This window comes from Tepidibacillus decaturensis, assembly GCF_001561915.1.
Lineage (GTDB): Bacteria > Bacillota > Bacilli > Tepidibacillales > Tepidibacillaceae > Tepidibacillus_B > Tepidibacillus_B infernus.
The window spans coordinates 1,761,074-1,780,892 of sequence record NZ_LSKU01000001.1 but is presented as its reverse complement, the minus strand read 5'-3'; the positions used below and the strand labels follow the sequence as shown (position 1 = coordinate 1,780,892).

Genomic DNA, 19,819 nt, shown 5'->3' with positions numbered 1-19,819 from the left:
ATGAAGGTAGTACATGAGAAATTTGCAGAGTTGGACGGGCAGATCGTTAGGTCTTTTACACTAATCAATGATCATGGTATGGAAGTAACCAGTATTGATTATGGATGTATCATTACTCGTATTATGATACCTGACCGCTTTGGTACAATTGAAAATGTTGTTTTAGGTTTTGATACACTTGACGAATACGTACAGCATTCCCCTTATTTTGGTGCAATCGTGGGTAGACATGCTGGTAGAATTAAAAATGCGGAATTTGAATTAGATGGTAGGATCTATCATTTAGCAAAGAACGATAATGGTAACCATCTTCATGGTGGGTTACAAGGATTTGACAAAGTAATATGGCATGTAGAGGTAAAAGAAAATAAAGATGATGTCAGTCTAGTATTTCAATATATCAGCAAGGACGGAGAAGAAGGCTATCCAGGGAACTTGCAAATGAAAGTGATATATACACTAAATAATAGTAATGAGTTAGTCATTGCATATGAAGGAATAAGTGATCAAAGAACGGTAATCAATGTTACGAATCACTCTTACTTTAATTTAAGCGGGAATCTAAAAAGAAACATTCTTGATCATATATTAACATTGAAGAGTGATCGATTTGTTGAATTGGATGAACAGTTGCTACCTACTGGAGAGATACTCCCTGTAGAAAATACAGTTTTTGATTTTAGAACAGGACGAAAAATACGGGATGGAGTTGTATCAAAAGATCAGCAAAATGTATTAGCTGGAAATGGTTATGACCATCCATTCCTATTATCAGAAAATAATAATGGTGAAATATATTTACAGGATACTGAAAGTGGTAGGGCTTTAATCATTGAAACAGATCAACCGGGGGTTGTCCTTTATACTGGTAATCAATTATCAGAAGATTTTACGATACGAGATGTAATAGCACAACGTTATCTTGGTTTATGTCTTGAAACACAAGGTCTACCAGATGCTATTCATCATCCCAATTTTCCATCAACAATAGTTGAGAAAGATGAAATATATCGATCTGTTACAAAATACAAATTTAAGACAAACTAGTTGGATTTAATTTTCGTCACATAAAGTGGCACACTTATCAGCATGCTGCTTTATCCGTTCTATTCATAAAGAGGGTTTCTTTTTTTGTTTTGAGCCGTTTTTGAAATCTTTTCTTCAAAAACTTTTATGCATAATTTTAATATTGTATAATATGAATAGAGAAGGGAAGGGACAAGGACAGGTTGCCCCTCCCGGAAGGATGTGCTACCTACTTTAGCTGATTGGAGCCATCCTTTTTTCTTTTGGTTAGATTGAATACTTGCCCAATTGAAACCAAGGATGAAAAGAGATAGTATAAAATAGGGTTTATAAAAATGGAATACATTTCATGTTGAAGGGTAGCCTACAAAATAGGAAAAAGTTGATAAAGAAAGGTGAGCAAGCAAATGGCAAAACAGCAAATTGGTGTGGTAGGTCTTGCCGTTATGGGCAAGAATCTAGCCTTAAATATTGAGAGCAAAGGATTTTCCGTATCTGTATATAATCGTTCTCGTGAAAAAACAGATGAATTAGTAAAAGAGGCAAAAGGAAAGAACCTTATTGGTACATATAGTATTGAAGAATTTATTGAATCCTTAGAAAAACCAAGAAAAATTATTATTATGGTCAAGGCAGGAGAACCAACTGATGCAACGATCAATCAACTAAAGCCCCATCTAGAAAAAGGGGACATTCTGATTGACGGTGGAAATGCCTATTTTATGGACACCATTAGACGAAATAAAGAGTTAGAAGCAGCAGGAATACGCTTTATTGGCGCAGGTATTTCCGGTGGAGAAGAAGGGGCATTAAAAGGCCCTGCAATTATGCCAGGGGGGCAAGAAGATGCCTATAAATTAGTAGAGCCTATGTTAACAAGCATCGCTGCAGAAGTGGATGGCCAACCTTGTTGTTCCTATATTGGCCCTAATGGTGCAGGTCATTATGTAAAAATGGTGCATAATGGAATTGAATATGGTGATATGCAACTGATTAGTGAATCTTATCATTTATTAAAAGAACTTTTACAATTAGATGCAAACGAACTGCATCAAGTATTTTCTGAGTGGAAGCAAGGAGAGTTAGATAGTTATCTGATTGAAATCACAGCAGATATTTTCACCAAAATCGACGAAGAAACAGGTAAACCCCTAGTAGATATGATTATGGATGCAGCAGGACAAAAAGGAACAGGGAAATGGACAAGTCAAGGTGCTCTTGATTTAGGAGTTCCCCTTCCAGTCATTACAGAGTCTGTATTTGCTCGTTTTATTTCAGCACTTAAAGATGAACGTATCAAGGCTAGTAAAATTTTAAATGGTCCAAAGAGAGAACCGTTATCAGAAGATAAAACGCAATGGATTGAAGACATTAGAAGAGCTTTATATGCAAGCAAAATTATTTCTTACGCACAAGGTTTTGCCCAATTAAAAGCCGCGTCTAAAGAATATGATTGGAATTTAAAATTTGGAGAAATCGCTATGGGCTGGCGCGGTGGTTGCATTATTCGGGCGAAATTCTTACAGAATATAAAAGATGCATTTGATCAGAATCCACAATTAGAAAATTTATTATTGGCTCCTTATTTTCAAAAGATCCTTGAGAGTTATCAAGATTCTTTAAGAAAAGTGGTATCGATTGCTGTATTAAATGGAATTCCCGCACCAGGTTTTGCGAGCGCAATCGCTTATTATGACAGCTACAGAACTGAGAGACTACCAGCTAATTTAATTCAAGCCCAAAGGGATTATTTTGGAGCTCATACCTATCAACGAATCGATAAAGAGGGTACCTTCCATACAGAATGGTTAGAAAAATAGATGAGGATGTTGTTATAGAATGTCGGCAATTCAACGAAAAGGCGAATGGTTGGAATTTCGCGTTTCTAATCAAGAGCATGGGAAAACGATCGAAGAAGTGTGTAAAACCAACTTACAAATCTCTGGAAGAATGGTTCAAAAATTAACACATCGAAATGGTATTCAGCTGAACGGAAAAAAGAGCTTTCTAGCTTACAGACTAAAACCAGGGGATCGGCTTCAGATAAAAGTTTTTGAACGAGAGAATTACGGGCTAGAACCAGAGCCAATTCCAATCGACATTCTCTACGAAGACGATCATGTTTTAGTTGTGAACAAACAAAGTGGAATTTCTGTTCATCCAACAGATCCAAGCCAAAAAGGAACATTGGCTCATGCAATTGCTTTTTATTACCAAACGCAAGGTTTGCAAACCAAAGTAAGGCATATTCATCGTTTGGACAAGGATACGACAGGAGCAATCTTAGTGGCGAAGCATGCTTTAGCTCAAGCGATTTTAGATGAAGACTTAAGGGAACGTAAAATTAAGAGGGAGTACTTAGCCATTATCTCAGGAATTCCTAATCCTCCTAAAGGAACCATTGATCTGCCTATAGGGAGAGATCGTCATCATCCTACACGTCGCAGAGTATCAACGGGTGGTGACACTGCAATCACTCATTACCAGGTGATCGAAACCTTTGAACATGCATCAATGGTTAAACTTCAACTAGATACAGGAAGAACTCATCAAATTCGTGTTCATCTTGAGTATATTGGCCACCCATTGTTTGGGGATACTCTTTATGGGGGGTTGAAAAAGGGAATCAATCGCCAAGCTTTACATGGAGTAAAGTTAAGCTTTAATCATCCATTTCTTCACGAAAAAATTGAGATTGAAGCCCCTATACCTGAAGATATAAAAAATCTGATTCGAGAACTTAAAAATGAAAATTAGATAAGATTAAAAAAATAAATAAAAAGGGAAAAAATGCTCCTACCTAGGTAGGAGCATTTTGATTTGGCATAACGTAAAACAGGCTAAAATAAAGCGTTTTCAATGTTCTTAAACGAAATTCAGATAAAAATTAAAAAAAAATTTTTAAACCAAAAAGTCCAACAATGGCAATTGGTTAAGCGTTTTCAAAAATTTACAAGAACGAAAATTCAGAAAAAAAGCAATTGACATGTAAATTATACGGCATTATAATTCCAATAACACTTTAAAAAATTAAAGCAGTTGTTAAGCAATACGTAAAAAGATGATGATAAGGACAAGTAACAAAGGAAACCGTTATGTTCAGAGAGCTAAGGAAAGCTGAGATCTTAGCCGTAACCCCTTTGCGAACTCACCTTTGAATCAACTTTGTGAACTGATCGATATAGATCACAGTAATAAAGTTCGGCCTTGGCCGTTACGCCATGACGTGCAATCTTTTACTGCACGTATCGAGGTTTTCCTTTGTGAAAAGGAAAGCGAAGATGGGTGGTACCACGAAGACTTCGTCCCAAATGATGTGAAAATTCATGTCATTTGGAATGGAGTCTTTTTTGTATATTCCAAAAGCAATGATGGAATATACAAGCTAAACAAACTAAAGCGAGGGAGGAAGAAAACAGATGAATTCACATAAAGTAACAAAAGGAATTGAAAGAGCACCACACAGAGCTTTGTTTAAAGCAATGGGGATTACCGATGAAGAGCTACAACAACCACTGATTGGTGTAGTGAATTCCTTTAGTGAGATCGTGCCCGGTCACAAACATTTACGTCGGTTAGCTGAAGAAGTGAAAGCAGGAATTAGAATGGCGGGCGGTACTCCATTTGAAGTGAATACGATTGCCGTATGTGATGGGATTGCGATGAACCATACGGGAATGCAGTATTCTTTAGCCAGTCGTGAATTGATTACAGATAGTGTTGAAACAGTAGTGTCTGCACATCAATTCGATGGTCTAGTTTTAATGCCAAACTGTGATAAAGTGGTTCCAGGTATGTTAATGGCTGCAGCAAGATTAAACCTTCCTTCCATCATTTTAAGCGGTGGCGCGATGTTAGCTGGCCAAGTTGGAGAACAATATGTAGACTTATCTACTGTTTTTGAAGCGGTTGGCGCAGTAAAAGCAGGTAAAATGTCAGAAGAAGAATTACAGATTTTAGAAGAAAGTGCTTGCCCAGGTGGTGGTAGCTGTTCAGGAATGTTTACAGCAAATTCAATGAATTGTTTAACAGAAGCCCTTGGAATGGCGTTACCTGGAAATGGAACGATTCCTGCTGTGATGGCAGCAAGAGATCGGTTAGCCAAATACGCTGGGATGAAAATCATGGAATTAGTAGAAAAAGACATTCGTCCAAGTCAGATAATGACCAAAGCAGCATTTGAAAATGCATTAAAAGTAGATATGGCTTTGGGAGGGTCATCCAATACAGTTCTTCATGTGTTAGCGATTGCCCATGAAATGGGAGTAAAGCTCACCTTAGAAGAAATTAACCAAATTTCTGCTGAAACCCCGCAACTTTGCAAATTAAGTCCTGCTGGTTCTAATCATGTGGAAGTCTTAGACCGGGCTGGTGGGGTATCTGCAGTGATGAAAGAATTGATGGATCATGGGTATTTAAATAAAGAAGTGCTTACTGTATCAGGAAAAACCTTAGAAGAAACGATTTCGAAGATGGAGGTAAAAAATAAAGATGTCATCCGATCTGTAGAAGATCCTTATTCACAAACAGGAGGATTGGCCCTTCTTTTTGGTAATCTAGCTCCAAATGGGGCAGTTGTAAAACAAGGAGCTGTTGCACCAGAAATGTTAGTTCATCAAGGCCCAGCAAGAGTATTTAACGGGGAAGAAGAAGCAGTAGAAGCAATTATGGGTGGAAGAATCCATTCAGGGGATGTCGTTGTCATCCGTTACGAAGGGCCAAAAGGGGGTCCAGGCATGAGAGAAATGTTAACTCCTACTTCTGCCTTGGCAGGTATGGGATTAGATTCAAGTGTCGCCTTGATTACGGATGGACGGTTTTCAGGAGCAACACGCGGTGCATCGATTGGCCATGTTTCACCGGAAGCAGCTGCCTTTGGTCCAATTGCAGCAGTTGAAGAAGGAGACATCATTTCCGTCGACATTCCAGCCCGAAAAATTGAAGTTGAATTAAGCGAAGAAGAAATGGAAAGTCGATTGAATCGTTTAAAAGAAAACCCATATGTCAAGAAGGACTTAAAAGGATATTTAAAACGCTACGCACAATACGTCACATCAGCAAATACAGGGGCAGTTTGGAAGTATTAAAATTTCCCATAAAAGTGACAACTATCTTCGGAGCGAACTCCGATTACTTTTGCGGGGGCCAGGAATATGGGAAAGAGAGGTTTAGTTTCTTTATTAAAAATGGAGAGAAAGGTGGAGAGAAAATGCGAGCAGAAGCCTATCAGCATGTAGAGGAGCAATTGGTAGAGGAACCGGTAATCGTGATGAAAACGGGTGCGGAGATGGTGGTTGAGTGTTTAAAACAAGAAGGAGTTGATGTCCTGTTTGGCTATCCTGGTGGGGCGGTTATTCCCATTTATGATGCATTGTATGATTCTGGTTTAAAGCATGTCCTTTCCCGGCATGAACAAGGTGCGATCCATGCAGCCGATGGTTATGCGAGGGCAACGGGAAAAGTTGGGGTTTGTATAGCCACCTCTGGCCCTGGTGCCACTAATTTAGTAACAGGAATTACAAACGCATTTATGGATTCTATTCCACTTGTCGTAATAACTGGTCAGGTTCCAACCTCATACATTGGAACAGATGCTTTTCAAGAAGCAGACATTACAGGGATTACGATGCCAATAACCAAGCACAACTACTTAGTACAAAGAATAGAAGATTTACCGAAAATCTTAAAAGAAGCTTTTTACATTGCTAGGACAGGTCGTCCAGGTCCTGTTTTAATCGACATCCCAAAAGATATTTCGGTTCAGTCAGCACCATTTGTTTATCCAGAAACGGTTCATATTCCTAGCTACCAACCCACAGTTGATCCAAATCCTAGTCAAGTGACGAAAGTAATCAAAACGATTCAACAAGCGAAAAGGCCACTTATCCTAGCTGGTGGGGGAGTCATTCTTTCCAATGCTTCTAAGGAACTGCTTCAATTTGCGGAAAAATTACAGATTCCTGTAACCACCACACTGATGGGAATAGGAGGGTTTCCTGCAAGCCATCCTCTATGGTTAGGGATGCCTGGAATGCATGGAACCGTAACTGCCAATCATGCGATTCAAAATGCGGATTTACTCATTGCTTTTGGTATGAGATTTAGCGATCGTGTGACAGGAAAAATTGAAAGATTTGCACCAAAAGCAAAACTGATTCATGTCGATATTGATCCAGCAGAAGTTGGCAAAGTGGTTACTGCACATTTACCACTAGTTGGTGATGTGAAACGTGTACTACAAAAATTGGTCAAAGAAACAAAACACCTTCATCATAGCGATTGGATCGAACATCTACAACAATTAAAAAAGGAAAAACCAGTAAGATACAGGGATTCTAAAGAACGAATAAAAACTCAATATGTCATTGAACGATTATCCGATTTTGCGAGTCAGGATGCAATCGTTTCTACCGATGTTGGGCAACATCAAATGTGGACGGCACAATTTTTTAAATTCGAAAAACCTAGAACCCTATTAACTTCAGGTGGTCTTGGAACGATGGGGTTTGGCTTACCTGCAGCAATCGGTGCCCAGTTAGCTCATCCAGATAAACAAGTGATTTGTATTTCAGGTGATGGAAGCATTCAAATGAATATTCAAGAGTTGGCGACAGTTGCACAAGAAAATATCCCGATTAAGTTAGCGATTATGAATAATTCTTTTTTAGGCATGGTACGGCAATGGCAAGAGCTATTTAATGAACGACGTTATTCTTCTACAACCATTACGAATCCAGATTTTGTTAAACTTGCAGATGCTTATGGGATTCTCGGATTGAAGGCAACGAAGAAAGAAGAAGTAACTGAAGTGATTGAAAAAGCATTCAACCATCCTGGACCTGTTGTGATGAATTTTATAGTTGAAAATGAAGAAAATGTTTTTCCATTTGTTCCTGCTGGAGCTTCTTTGGATGAAGCGATGGAAGGGGATGATTTCTAATGAAGCATACTTTATCGATTATCGTCAATGATCAAGCTGGTGTGTTAACAAGAATTGCAGGGATGTTTAACCGAAGGGGGTTTAATATCGATTCGATTACTGTTGGAAGGACAGAAGGAATAGGCTTATCCCGAATGACGATTGTAGTCCATGGCGATCAATCATTGGTTGAACAAGTGAAGAAACAGTTGCATAAGCAAATTGATGTTCATAAGGTGATGGATATTACGAATGAACCGATTGTGACAAGGGAATTGGTCATGGTAAAAGTGAGAGCAAATCCTGCTTCATTGCCGGAAATCACCAATTTAGTTGAGCCATTTCGAACAACAGTTGTAGACGTATCTCATAATACGATTACCATTCAGGCAACAGGGGATGAAGATAAATTGAACGCCATGATTGAATTGCTTCGTCCGTATGGAATTAAAGATTTGGTACGTACAGGATTTGCTGCAATTCAAAGAGGTTAAAAGGAAAATATCCATATGAAAGATATATACTTACAATTTACATTATCTGAATATTAAAAATATTAAATACCTAGGAGGAGAAAAAACGATGAAAATGTACTATGATCAAGATGCTAATTTGGAAGTTTTACAAGGGAAAACAATTGCGGTGATTGGCTATGGTAGTCAAGGTCATGCACAAGCACAAAATTTACGGGATAGTGGATTTCACGTTGTGATTGGTTTAAGGAAAGGTAAATCATGGACACAGGCAGAGAAAGATGGATTTGAAGTTTATACGGTTAGTGATGCGGTAGCCTTAGCAGATCTTGTCCAGATTCTGCTTCCAGATGAACGTCAAGCTTTCGTGTACAAAGAAGAGGTAGAGCCTAACTTGAAACCAGGCGCAACTTTGGTTTTTTCCCACGGGTTTAATATTCATTACGGCCAAATTGTGCCATCTTCAGAACATGATGTTATTATGGTGGCACCAAAAAGCCCAGGCCATCTGGTACGTCGAACCTATGAACAAGGCGCTGGAGTTCCTGGATTACTAGCTGTTTATCAAGATGCCTCAGGGCAAGCGAAGGAAGTTGCTTTAGCTTATGCCAAAGGAATTGGTTGTACCAGAGCAGGAGTAATTGAAACCACGTTTAAAGAAGAAACAGAAACAGACCTTTTTGGAGAACAAGCGGTATTATGTGGTGGAGTTACTGAATTAGTCAAAGCAGGTTTTGATACCTTAACAGATGCAGGATACCAGCCAGAAATTGCCTATTTTGAATGTTTGCATGAATTAAAGCTGATTGTTGATTTGATGTATGAAGGCGGACTTAGCTATATGCGTTATTCCATTAGCGATACAGCACAATATGGAGATTTCATGACAGGAAAACGGATTATTACTGAAGAGACTAGAAAAGAAATGAAAAAGGTATTAAGCGAAATCCAAAATGGGGAGTTTGCAAAGAGTTGGATTTTGGAAAATCAGGTGGGAAGACCAGTTTTTAATGCGATCAATCGCAAGGAACAGGAACATATGATTGAACAGGTAGGAACAAAGCTACGAGAAATGATGCCTTTTGTCAAGGTGAAAAAATAAAATGGGAAATGGGGGACCTCAAATGCGAAAGGTTAAGGTGCTTGATACAACATTAAGGGATGGAGAGCAATCAGCAGGTGTTAATTTGAATGAAAGTGAGAAAAAGGAGATTGCCAAACAGTTGGTTCGATTAGGGGTTGATGCAATAGAGGCAGGGTTTCCTATTGCATCACCAGGAGATTTTCAAGCTGTAAAAAAAATCGCAGATGAGGTTAAAGGAGCAACGATTGTTGGTTTTGCAAGGGCGACAAAGACAGATATTGACTCTGTTTATGAGGCAATTAAACATGCAGAAGATGCGAGAATTCATATGTTTATTGCCACCTCGCCTATCCATATGCAATATAAATTGCGTAAATCTCCTGATGAGGTATTAGAGACAGCTGTTGAGATGGTGAAATACGCAAAGCGATATTTCCAAAATGTGCAATTTTCTGCTGAAGATGCTGGAAGAAGTGAATTAGAGTTTTTGGCTAGATTTACTAAAGCCATTATTGATGCAGGGGTAACGATTGTCAATATTCCTGATACAGTAGGATACATGATGCCAAATGAATATGGAGCCATGTTCAAATATCTTAAGGAAAAGGTTCCTAACAGTGATCGAGTATGGTTTAGTGCCCATTGTCATGATGATTTAGGGCTAGCTGTTGCCAATACCCTAGCAGCAATTGAAAATGGAGCTGATCAAATCGAAGGAACGATCAATGGAATTGGTGAAAGGGCAGGAAATGCCGCACTAGAAGAAGTGGCTACTGCTTTATACACTAGGAAGGATTATTTTAACGCAACCACCAATATGCAATTAGAACAAATTGCACGTTCTAGTAAATTAGTAAGTAAACTTACAGGGATGATCGTTCCAGGAAACAAAGCGATTGTTGGTGCAAATGCCTTTGCACATGAATCTGGAATTCACCAAGATGGGATACTAAAAGAAAGATTAACCTATGAAATTATTCGACCAGAGGTTGTTGGATTTCCAAGTAATAAACTCGTTTTAGGAAAACATTCTGGCCGTCATGCTTTTAGAGAAAGATTGGTTGCGCTTGGTTTTACTTTAACGGATGAGCAAGTAAATGTAGCTTTTCAAAAATTTAAGGAGCTCACGATGAAAAAGAAAGAGATTATCGATGATGATTTAATGATGATTATCGATGAACAACAATTAAAAGAAAGCAAAAAAGAGGAAGAGTATCAGTTAGATTATCTTCACATTGCAGGCGATACTGCCGTTTCTACAGCAATGGTGCGTGTTAAGCTACCTAATGGCGAATATAAGGAGGAAGCAGCTCGCGGAGATGGACTTATCGATGCAGTCTATAACGCTATTGATCGTGTATCTGAACTTACCATTCATTTAAAAGATTATCAAATTAAGTCTGTGGGCTACGGAAGAGATGCAGTTGGAAGTGTTCATATCAAAGTAGAATATCAAGGTGAACTTTTTTCTGGTCGAGGCATGTCAACCAATATCGTGGAGGCAAGTGCTAAAGCATATATTGATGCCATGAATCGTGCCATTCACAAAAAAGGTCGATTGGACTATCTAAATGTTGCTCAAAGAGAAATCGGATAAAAATACTATGGATAGGAGAGATAAAGATGGGGATGACATTAGCAGAAAAGTTATTGGCAAATGGAGCTGGCTTGAAAGAAGTAGAACCAGGGCAACTCATCAAAGTAAAAACAGATGTTGTATTAGGAAATGATGTCACAGCACCTGTAGCTATTCAGGAATTTAATAAATTAGGTGTAAACGAAGTCTTTGATAAGGAGAAAGTGGTGCTTGTACCCGATCATTTTGTTCCAGCCAAAGATATAAAATCAGCAGAATTATCTAAGCAAATGCGCGATTTTGCTTATGATAAACAAATTAAGAACTATTTCGAGATTGGTGAAATGGGGATTGAACATGTTATTTTACCTGAAAAAGGTCTCGTCCTTCCTGGGGACATTGTAATTGGGGCTGACTCCCATACCTGTACATACGGGGCATTAGGTGCTTTTGCCACTGGTGTAGGAAGTACAGATATGGCTGCAGCTATGGCCACAGGGGAAACATGGTTCAAAGTTCCTGAAACGATCAAATTCCATTACCATGGAAAACTTAATCCATTTGTTGGAGGAAAGGATTTAATTTTACACACCATAGGAAAAATAGGCGTAGATGGTGCTAGATATCAAGCAATGGAATTTGTAGGGGAGACCATTCGAAAGCTTTCGATGGATAATCGCTTTACCATGTCAAATATGGCGATTGAAGCAGGGGCAAAAGTAGGATTGATTGAACCTGACGAGGTGACTCTTCATTATGTAAGAGATCGAGCTAAACGACCATTCAAATTGTTCTATAGTGATGTCGATGCAAAATATATTGAAGAGTACGATTTCGATGTATCTAAAATCGAACCAACGATTGCCTTCCCACATTTACCAGAAAATACTCATCCGATTAGTGAAGTAGGGGAAATCTGGGTGGATCAAGTGGTGATTGGTTCTTGTACAAATGGTAGATTAGAAGATTTACGTGCTGCTGCACAGGTACTAAAAGGACAAAAGGTGAACCCAAATGTACGTTTAATCGTCTTCCCTGGAAGCCAAAATATTTACCTTCAAGCGATGAAAGAAGGATTAATTGAAATCTTTATTACTGCTGGTGCTGCTGTTAGCACCCCAACCTGTGGACCCTGTTTAGGTGGTCACATGGGAATTCTAGCAAAAGGGGAGCGAGCGATCTCTACAACAAATCGGAACTTTGTCGGAAGGATGGGACATCCTGAATCTGAGGTATATTTAGCAAGTCCTTATGTGGCAGCAGCTTCGGCAGTGAAAGGAAGAATTGCTAGTCCAGAAGAAGTTATAAAACCAGGGGAGGTGGCCTAAATGCGATTGGAAGGAAACGTGTGGAAATTCGGAGATGATGTAGATACTGATGTCATTATCCCTGCTAGATATTTAAATTCAACTTCACCTGAAGAGCTAGCTCTTCATTGTATGGAGGATGCAGATGCCGCCTTTTCGCAAAAAGTAAAACAAGGGGATATTCTTGTGGCTGGCAAAAACTTTGGTTGCGGTAGTTCTAGAGAACATGCTCCGATTTCAATTAAAGCTGCAGGAATTTCCTGTGTGGTTGCAGAATCCTTTGCACGAATCTTTTATCGCAATGCGATCAATATAGGCTTACCTATATTAGAGTCACCTGAAGCAGCCAAAGAAGCAGAAGAAGGGGATCAGTTTGTAATTGAGGTTGAGACAGGACTGATTCAAAATGTAACAAAGGGAAAAAGCTATTCTTCTACACCTTTTCCTGAATTTATGCAAGAATTAATCAATGCTGGTGGATTGATTTCCTACGTGAAAAGGAGGATTATGAATGCCTAAAATCGCAGTATTGCCTGGAGATGGAATCGGACCAGAGATTATGGTAGAAGCGCTAAAAGTATTAAAAGTAATTGGGGAACAATATCATATGCTCTTTGAGGTGAATGAATATCCTGTTGGTGGTTATGCGATTGATCACTTTGGAGAGCCATTACCAGATACTACTCTTGAACATTGTTTACAAAGCGACGCTGTTTTATTAGGAGCTGTTGGTGGCCCAAAATGGGATGATCTACCTGGTGAAAGTAGACCCGAAAAAGCATTACTTGGTTTAAGAAAGGAATTAAAGCTATTTAGCAACCTTCGTCCAGTGAAAGTATATGACCCTCTGGTTGAAGCATCAACGATTAAACCTGAAGTGATTCAAGGAGTAGATTTACTAGTAATCCGAGAATTAACGGGAGGAATTTATTTCGGTGAGCGAACAAAAGTAATGACTGAAAAAGGAATCAAAGTGTCAGATACGCTCACTTACACCGAAGAAGAAATGGAGCGAATTATTCGCCTTGGTTTTGAAACAGCGATGAAAAGGAACAAAAAGCTAGCCTCTGTTGACAAAGCAAATATTCTAGAGTCCTCAAGAGTATGGCGAAAGATCGTCAATACCATGGCTAAAGAATATCCCGAAGTAGAGGTGCAGCATGTGTTGGTAGATAATTGTGCCATGCAACTGATTCGTAATCCTAAACAATTTGATGTGATTGTGACTGAAAATATGTTTGGTGATATATTAAGTGATGAAGCAGCAATGTTAACTGGCTCGATCGGTATGCTTCCTTCTGCTAGCATCGGAACTGAAAAAGTGGCCATGTATGAACCGATTCATGGTTCTGCTCCAGATATTGCGGGACTTGGCATTGCTAATCCCTTAGCCACAATCTTGTCATTAGCCATGATGTTAAAATACTCCTTTCATATGAATGAAGCCGCTACACAAATTGAGCAAGCCGTGGATCATGTTTTGCAAGCAGGTTATCGTACAAAAGACTTAGCTACAAATAAAATAGAATCCACTAAACTTACAGGGACAAAAGAAATGGGGGATTTAGTAGTTCAAGTGCTAAAAGGGGAGTTTATCTCTTAATTTCTGAGTTTATTGAGTCCATTGTAAAAATAATTATAGAATCTTTTTACCCTAACTTCTTAGGGTATTTTTTTTAAACGCTAAAGGTTATGGTAGTCCCCTTGTCTACATAGAATGGATATTGAACCAAAGGACTTTCTTTACCATTAAAAGAAAATGAGGAAAAAGCTATGAAAACTTATACTATAATAACGATTGGCGCGATCATCCAAGGAATCGCGATGGATGTTTTTCTATTTCCAAATAACATTCCATCCGGAGGGGCAGGGGGGTTAGCAGTTCTACTCAATTATTTGTTTCAAGTTCCTGTAGGATTTGCTTTATGGTTTGTTAATTTTTCAATGCTCCTTGCAGGGATAAAATGGTTAGGGAGTTCTAGTGCGATTGGTACCATATACAGCATTTCAGTAGCATCTTTAACCATTCATCTATTTGATGCACCATGGTTAAGGGAATATACCAATGTTTGGGGTGATCTTTTCATTGGATCCATCATCTTAGGGTTTGGTGTAGGGATTTTGTTAAGACAAGGAGTTTCTAATGGTGGTGTAGGTGTTCTTGCTTTAATTATCGCAAAATATAGGAACACAACGCCAGGAAAACCGCTTTTTTGGATCAATGGATCGATCTTTCTTCTTACCGCATCCATTATTGCTTGGCAAATCATTATTCAGGCGATTCTTTCCCAATGGATTGTAGGGAAAATCGTTGATTTTATTTATCATTTCACCCTTCATCCTAATGTTGTAGTGATTCAATCTATAAATATTCGTAAGAAATAACACCAAAAAATGGGCGGATACATATCATAGGATGTAATAAGTTTGTATATTCCTAAAGCCACTGCTTTTGGAATATACAAACCATTTGACACATTAAAGAAGAGGTGTTGATATGTGAAGTTCAAACTGTTTATGATTTCTATTGTTTTGATACTGGTCCTTACAATCGTTAGTGGATGCTCTAATTCAAATGGTACCGTAGATAATTTTCCAAATAAGCCGATTCAATTGATTGTTTCTTTCACACCTGGTGCTGCAACAGATACTCAAGCGAGAATCATTTCCAAATATGCAAGTAAATATTTAGGGCAAGAATTAGTGATCGTAAATAAACCGGGAGGTGGAGGATCTGTCGGTTGGAATTCCTTCTCAACCGTTTCACCAGATGGATATACCTTAACAGCCTATAATTTACCCCATATCATTACTCAACCTCTTGTTGGTCAAACGGCTTTTTCAGTAGATGATTTTGAGCCAATTATTAACTGGGGCCAAGATCCAACGGTTTTTGTCGTAACGCCAGATAGTCCAATCAAGGATCTTAAAGATCTGATCGAAAAAGCACAAAAATCTCCAGGGGTTCTTACAGTAGGAACGGCGGGAAAATTTGTAGGGCAACATATGGGAATGTTATTATTAGAAAAATCTGCATCCATTGATTTAAAAGATATTCCCTATAAAGGTGCTTCGGAATCGATTGCAGCGTTACTAGGAAAACAAACGGATTTAGTATCTGGCAACTTATCGGATATGTATCGTCTAGGGGATCAAGTACGAATTTTAGCGATTGCAACAAAAGAACGGCATCCATTAGTTTCCAATGTTCCTACTTTTACTGAATTAGGTTATCCAGAAGTGATCATAAGTACAGACAGAGGGATTGCTGCACGAAAAGGTACACCAGAAGAGATCATTAAAAAACTAGAAGAAGGATTTTTGCAAATCATGAAAGACCCTAATTTCTTAGAGGATATGAAAAAGGCCGGCGCTGATTTATTGATTTTAAACCATGAAGAAGTGAAGAAAGAATTTGAAATGAGAAAAGGCCTTTATGAAAAATTAATCAAAAGCGTTAATATCAATGAGTAGTAAGAAATAAAAAGAGGAAAGATCAACTATTGCTTTCCTCTTAAATTTTCTTTCATTATTTATGAGATTCCACAAAAATAATCGAAATATGTTCGAAGGAAGTCATTGCTTTTGTGGGTTTTCACTTACCTTAAAAAGAAGTTTAATAAGTTTAGTGCCAAGCCACTTGGGAGAGGTACTTTGATCAAACCTGAAAAAACCAGATACATGATTAAAGTAAAGGAAGTAGAGATAAACATAATCTGATAGAGATTGGTAATTCTTTTTCTTTGTAAATATACATAAAATGGAACAGAAATCATTAAAATTAAGACTTGAGTATAGAAACCTAAAATATCCGTTAATAAGCTAATGACAGAAATAAACGTTAAAAAATAGATGGTATTTAATGGGGTTCGCTCATGATCGGTTATCCTTTTGATATGAGAGTTTAAGATCAATTTCACAATCTGAATCATATTAAAAAGAAGCAGTAAAGATAGTGTAATCAGTGGGAAGAGCTTCATTTCAAAAGCTAATGACCTAACATTGTAAATAGCAACTAATGTGAGTACGCTAAAAATTAACCATGAAATTCCTTGCCAGGTAAGAAGTGAATCCAGTGAAAAGGAAATGTCTCTTTTTTCCTTTATACGATCTTTTTTCTTAAAAGATTGCCATAAGGAATAGGATATGGTTAAGATGGTGAGGGAAATGAGTATCCAATTATAAATTCCTGTGGTGAAATAGTGAAAAATAGATCCATCGGATTCCCCTAAGGCTATGCCTTGTAGAAGTCCCTCTTCTGCAATAGGCCCCAAGATAAATCCTAAAGCAACTGGAGCAGGGGAAAAATCGAATTTTTGAAAGAGATACATGAAGATTCCAATGATCACCATGGAATAAATATCGAAGGTGTTATTTTGAGTTGTGTAGGCGCCAATGATGGAGAAAGAGATAATCACCGGGGCCATAAAATAATTGGGGACGTTCACCAACTTACTCAAGTAACGAATTGCAATCAACCCAATCAACAAGAGAAGAATTTGAATCACTAACATGCCATAAAGGAATAGATTAGCAACCTCTGCATGTTGGACGAATAAATCCCGACCAGGCCAAATTCCATGGATCATTAATCCACCTAAAAAAATGGCTGATGTGGGTGATCCGGGAATCCCTAATGTCAATAAGGGGATCAGTGCACCGCCAACTTCAGCGTTATTGGCACTTTCCGATGCGATAATGCCTTCTTTATTTCCTTTGCCAAAGGCTTCTTTATTTTTCGAGAATCGCTTTAGTTCATTATAAGCCATAATGCTTGCAACATTTCCACCTGCACCTGGAGCAACGCCAACAATCAGCCCTACAATGCTTCCTAGTGACAATGCTTTAAGGTTTTTAAAGACATCGGCAAAAGAAGAAAGAAGCGAAGTTTTTTTTGAACTAGAATATCGATAAATTTGGCTTCCTTGTTGATGATTTCTCAAGTTTTCAATTAAGCGCAATGCTTGAGGAAAGGCGAAGAGTCCAATCAAAATGGAAACGACATTTAATCCTCCTACAAAAGAACTCATGCCAAACGTAAAACGAGGCATTCCAGTCATTGAATGAATCCCAATCATAGAAATGAGAATCCCAACCGCACCGCCGATCATATTTTTAATACTTGAACCATCAGAAATCACTGCAATGATGGTAATTCCAAAAATGGCGATCCAAAAATTTTCAGTGGCTCCAAAACGTAAGGAAAAATCAGAGAAAACAGGTGCGAAATACAATAAAAGGAGCATTCCCAGTATTCCACCTATTGTCGAGGAAATTGTAGAAAGCTCTAGTGCTTTTTTCGCTTCACCTTTTTGTGCCATTGGGTATCCTTCAAAGGTTGTGGCAACAGAAGCAGGAGCACCGGGAATATTAAACAAGATGGCAGGAATAGAACCACCATACACGGCACCACTGTATATGCCACCTAATAAAAGCAGCCCATATTCAGCAGGCAAAGAGAATGTAAAGGGAATCGCCATCGCCACACCCATTGTTGGAGTAAGCCCTGGTAGAGCACCAATAATGATGCCAAGCAAAACACCGATTGCCATGACAAAAAGATTTACTGGTTCAAAAAGTTGTAGAAAAATATCCATTGTTACACCCCCATATACTGTTCAGGGATAGGATATTCACCTAGAAAAGCAGGAGTGTGCCTATTTTTTGGGAAGTGTTTTTTAATTTTCTTCCAATTGGATTTTTTTCCCTCCTACCGATAAATAGGCATAAATATCAGCCTCTGACTTTACTTTTTTAAATCCTCCTAAGTAAGGCTTAATCAGATCCTTAAAATCTCCTTCAACCCCACCTTCTTCAAGGTTTCCATGAACGTAAATTTTGTTTTGGTTGAAAATGATGGTTACAAATCCCACCGCTTTTTGGTTTTGGTCTACGATATTTAAAATTTGGGTATCTTGTGCAATCAATTCTGGGGAGAAATAGATTTGCAAAATATTTTCCTCCTTTTTCTATTGCAAGTTTATTGGGAGTTTGTATATTCCATAAGCAGCGACTTTTGGTAGTGTATTTCTTACCTTATTTTTTATTCAAAATGAATTTTTAATTTTTGAAACAAGCTTTCAATCTCTTCTGATGAAGGGGATTGTGGTTTTACATGAATCATGGCCAAAGATAAAATAGCAACGATGAATGTTAAACCTGCTGTACTTAAAAACATCCCTGTTCTTGACCATTCCATCAACCAACCAAAAACTGGAGGGCCAAAAGCAACTCCTAAGAAGCGAACTGATCCATATAAAGAGGTAACGAACCCTCTTCTTGTTTTTTCCACAGAACCTGTAATAAAGCTATTTAAACAGGGGAGAACCATTCCGGTACCAACGCTGCTGATCACTAATACAGCAATAAAAGGGATGAGTTTTGTGAAAAAGATAAGCGTAGCAAAAGAAATCGTCATTAAAATTAATCCGATAACAATTAAAGATTTCATCAGATAAAATTTTTTCTTAATTTTGCTACCTGTGATATATGCTGTCGTCATCATAAATAATAAGGGGATTGCAAGAATGAGACCTTTAATAACCCCATCAATATGATATTTTTTTTCCAAAGTGTCCGATAAATAAAAAAGGATTCCAAACAATGTGAAAAGACCTGTAGCACCTGCTAGGTAGGTAACAAATAGCCATCTTCCTTCATGTTTAAAGACAGAAAATAATCCTTTTACATACTGTCCTAAAGGAGGAGGTTGTTTTTTGGGATTTTCTCTAATGAAAATCCAGGTTAATAGAATAGAAACAGAGCAAAATGCCGGGAAAGCCCAAAAAACGGCATACCAGGAAATTAAAGCTAATAAGGAACCGACAATAGGGGATAGAACCTTTCCAAATCCATTGGAAGCTTCTACAAGGCCAAGTACTTTGCTCTGTGCCCCACCTTTAAACAAATCACCTGTTAATGCCATGGCAATTGGAGCCGTTCCAGCTGCACCAATGCCTTGTAAAGCGCGTCCCATTACTATCCAAAAAAATGGCTTAGTAAACCAAGCTGCCGCAGCTCCAGCTAAAAATCCACCCAATCCATAAAGAAATAAAGCCGGTAAGATAATTGTTTTTTTAGAAAGTCGGTCAGATAGATAACCTAAGATGGGTATTGTAATCGCTGCCGCTATAGAAAAAACGGTAATTGTCAAGCTGACTTGAAATTGGGATAAGTCCAATTCTGATTTCATTTTCGGTAATATGGGAATTAACATAGAATTGCCTAATGTCATAATAAGAGGAATGGACCCAATGGCTAAAACGGTCATTCCAGTTGGTTTTTGGGAGGACAAGTTTAAAACACATCCTTCATTCTTAGTTGAAGCACGATACTATTTTTTCAAAGATACTAGAAAAATATTCTTTAAAATAGATGAAAATCCTATATAAAAACAAGAACCTGACAATTCGTTTGTCAGGTTCTTTTCATGGT

General features: G+C 38.2%; 16 protein-coding genes and 1 other annotated feature. Of the genes, 13 read left to right on the top strand and 3 right to left on the bottom strand.

Going from position 1 to position 19,819, the window contains the following annotated elements; genetic code table 11:
* From U473_RS08415 to U473_RS08350, 13 genes are all read left to right on the top strand, one after another.
* Window positions 1-1,047, top strand: coding sequence for an aldose epimerase family protein (locus U473_RS08415; protein WP_068725290.1), 1,047 nt, complete (start codon window positions 1-3; stop codon window positions 1,045-1,047).
* Between the two features lie 386 nt (window positions 1,048-1,433).
* Entirely contained in the window at window positions 1,434-2,846 is a 1,413-nt protein-coding gene (gene gndA / locus U473_RS08410; RefSeq protein WP_068725288.1) for an NADP-dependent phosphogluconate dehydrogenase, read from the top strand.
* Window positions 2,847-2,865: 19 nt separating this feature from the next.
* Window positions 2,866-3,783, top strand: coding sequence for an RluA family pseudouridine synthase (locus U473_RS08405; RefSeq protein ID WP_068725286.1), 918 nt, complete (start codon window positions 2,866-2,868; stop codon window positions 3,781-3,783).
* A gap of 298 nt (window positions 3,784-4,081) precedes the next feature.
* Window positions 4,082-4,339, top strand: a binding site (T-box leader).
* A 106-nt stretch (window positions 4,340-4,445) separates the two neighbouring features.
* Window positions 4,446-6,113 carry a dihydroxy-acid dehydratase gene (gene ilvD / locus U473_RS08395; RefSeq protein WP_068725281.1) on the top strand — a complete coding sequence of 556 codons (1,668 nt, stop codon included), beginning with the start codon at window positions 4,446-4,448 and terminating at the stop codon, window positions 6,111-6,113.
* A 122-nt stretch (window positions 6,114-6,235) separates the two neighbouring features.
* Window positions 6,236-7,966: a biosynthetic-type acetolactate synthase large subunit gene (ilvB, locus tag U473_RS08390; RefSeq protein WP_068727569.1), complete on the top strand. Its 1,731-nt coding sequence runs from the start codon at window positions 6,236-6,238 to the stop codon at window positions 7,964-7,966.
* Entirely contained in the window at window positions 7,966-8,439 is a 474-nt protein-coding gene (ilvN, locus tag U473_RS08385; RefSeq protein WP_068725279.1) for an acetolactate synthase small subunit, read from the top strand. The genes ilvB and ilvN overlap by 1 nt, the downstream gene beginning before the upstream one ends.
* A gap of 88 nt (window positions 8,440-8,527) precedes the next feature.
* Window positions 8,528-9,520 carry a ketol-acid reductoisomerase gene (gene ilvC, locus U473_RS08380; protein WP_068725277.1) on the top strand — a complete coding sequence of 331 codons (993 nt, stop codon included), beginning with the start codon at window positions 8,528-8,530 and terminating at the stop codon, window positions 9,518-9,520.
* Window positions 9,521-9,542: 22 nt separating this feature from the next.
* Window positions 9,543-11,099, top strand: a complete 1,557-nt coding sequence (locus U473_RS08375) for a 2-isopropylmalate synthase (protein WP_068727568.1) — start codon at window positions 9,543-9,545, stop codon at window positions 11,097-11,099.
* A gap of 26 nt (window positions 11,100-11,125) precedes the next feature.
* Window positions 11,126-12,406, top strand: coding sequence for a 3-isopropylmalate dehydratase large subunit (gene leuC, locus U473_RS08370; protein ID WP_068725274.1), 1,281 nt, complete (start codon window positions 11,126-11,128; stop codon window positions 12,404-12,406).
* Complete coding sequence (gene leuD, locus U473_RS08365) at window positions 12,407-12,904, top strand: 3-isopropylmalate dehydratase small subunit (protein ID WP_068725272.1); 498 nt, start codon at window positions 12,407-12,409, stop codon at window positions 12,902-12,904.
* Window positions 12,897-13,988: a 3-isopropylmalate dehydrogenase gene (gene leuB / locus U473_RS08360; protein ID WP_068725269.1), complete on the top strand. Its 1,092-nt coding sequence runs from the start codon at window positions 12,897-12,899 to the stop codon at window positions 13,986-13,988. Before leuD ends, leuB begins: the two co-directional genes overlap by 8 nt.
* A gap of 170 nt (window positions 13,989-14,158) precedes the next feature.
* The gene (locus tag U473_RS08355; protein WP_068725267.1) at window positions 14,159-14,770 is read left to right on the top strand and encodes a YitT family protein; all 612 of its coding nucleotides are present in this window, start codon (window positions 14,159-14,161) and stop codon (window positions 14,768-14,770) included.
* 114 nt (window positions 14,771-14,884) lie between these two features.
* Window positions 14,885-15,859: a tripartite tricarboxylate transporter substrate binding protein gene (locus U473_RS08350; RefSeq protein ID WP_082732451.1), complete on the top strand. Its 975-nt coding sequence runs from the start codon at window positions 14,885-14,887 to the stop codon at window positions 15,857-15,859.
* A 125-nt stretch (window positions 15,860-15,984) separates the two neighbouring features.
* Here the strand turns inward: U473_RS08350 and U473_RS08345 are convergent, their stop codons facing one another.
* From U473_RS08345 to U473_RS08335, 3 genes are all read right to left on the bottom strand, one after another.
* Window positions 15,985-17,982: a tripartite tricarboxylate transporter permease gene (locus tag U473_RS08345; protein WP_068725265.1), complete on the bottom strand. Its 1,998-nt coding sequence runs from the start codon at window positions 17,980-17,982 to the stop codon at window positions 15,985-15,987.
* Window positions 17,983-18,063: 81 nt separating this feature from the next.
* Complete coding sequence (locus U473_RS08340) at window positions 18,064-18,336, bottom strand: hypothetical protein (RefSeq protein ID WP_068725264.1); 273 nt, start codon at window positions 18,334-18,336, stop codon at window positions 18,064-18,066.
* A gap of 92 nt (window positions 18,337-18,428) precedes the next feature.
* Window positions 18,429-19,655: an MFS transporter gene (locus U473_RS08335; protein ID WP_153012082.1), complete on the bottom strand. Its 1,227-nt coding sequence runs from the start codon at window positions 19,653-19,655 to the stop codon at window positions 18,429-18,431.
* Between the last annotated feature and the right edge of the window lie 164 nt (window positions 19,656-19,819).

Coding starts and splice junctions, on each gene's coding strand:
- U473_RS08415 (WP_068725290.1), top strand. CDS start 1: ATGAAGGTAGTACATGAGAAATTTGCAGAGTTGGACGGGCAGATCGTT.
- gndA (WP_068725288.1), top strand. CDS start 1,434: ATGGCAAAACAGCAAATTGGTGTGGTAGGTCTTGCCGTTATGGGCAAG.
- U473_RS08405 (WP_068725286.1), top strand. CDS start 2,866: ATGTCGGCAATTCAACGAAAAGGCGAATGGTTGGAATTTCGCGTTTCT.
- ilvD (WP_068725281.1), top strand. CDS start 4,446: ATGAATTCACATAAAGTAACAAAAGGAATTGAAAGAGCACCACACAGA.
- ilvB (WP_068727569.1), top strand. CDS start 6,236: ATGCGAGCAGAAGCCTATCAGCATGTAGAGGAGCAATTGGTAGAGGAA.
- ilvN (WP_068725279.1), top strand. CDS start 7,966: ATGAAGCATACTTTATCGATTATCGTCAATGATCAAGCTGGTGTGTTA.
- ilvC (WP_068725277.1), top strand. CDS start 8,528: ATGAAAATGTACTATGATCAAGATGCTAATTTGGAAGTTTTACAAGGG.
- U473_RS08375 (WP_068727568.1), top strand. CDS start 9,543: ATGCGAAAGGTTAAGGTGCTTGATACAACATTAAGGGATGGAGAGCAA.
- leuC (WP_068725274.1), top strand. CDS start 11,126: ATGGGGATGACATTAGCAGAAAAGTTATTGGCAAATGGAGCTGGCTTG.
- leuD (WP_068725272.1), top strand. CDS start 12,407: ATGCGATTGGAAGGAAACGTGTGGAAATTCGGAGATGATGTAGATACT.
- leuB (WP_068725269.1), top strand. CDS start 12,897: ATGCCTAAAATCGCAGTATTGCCTGGAGATGGAATCGGACCAGAGATT.
- U473_RS08355 (WP_068725267.1), top strand. CDS start 14,159: ATGAAAACTTATACTATAATAACGATTGGCGCGATCATCCAAGGAATC.
- U473_RS08345 (WP_068725265.1), bottom strand. CDS start 17,982: ATGGATATTTTTCTACAACTTTTTGAACCAGTAAATCTTTTTGTCATG.
- U473_RS08335 (WP_153012082.1), bottom strand. CDS start 19,655: ATGACCGTTTTAGCCATTGGGTCCATTCCTCTTATTATGACATTAGGC.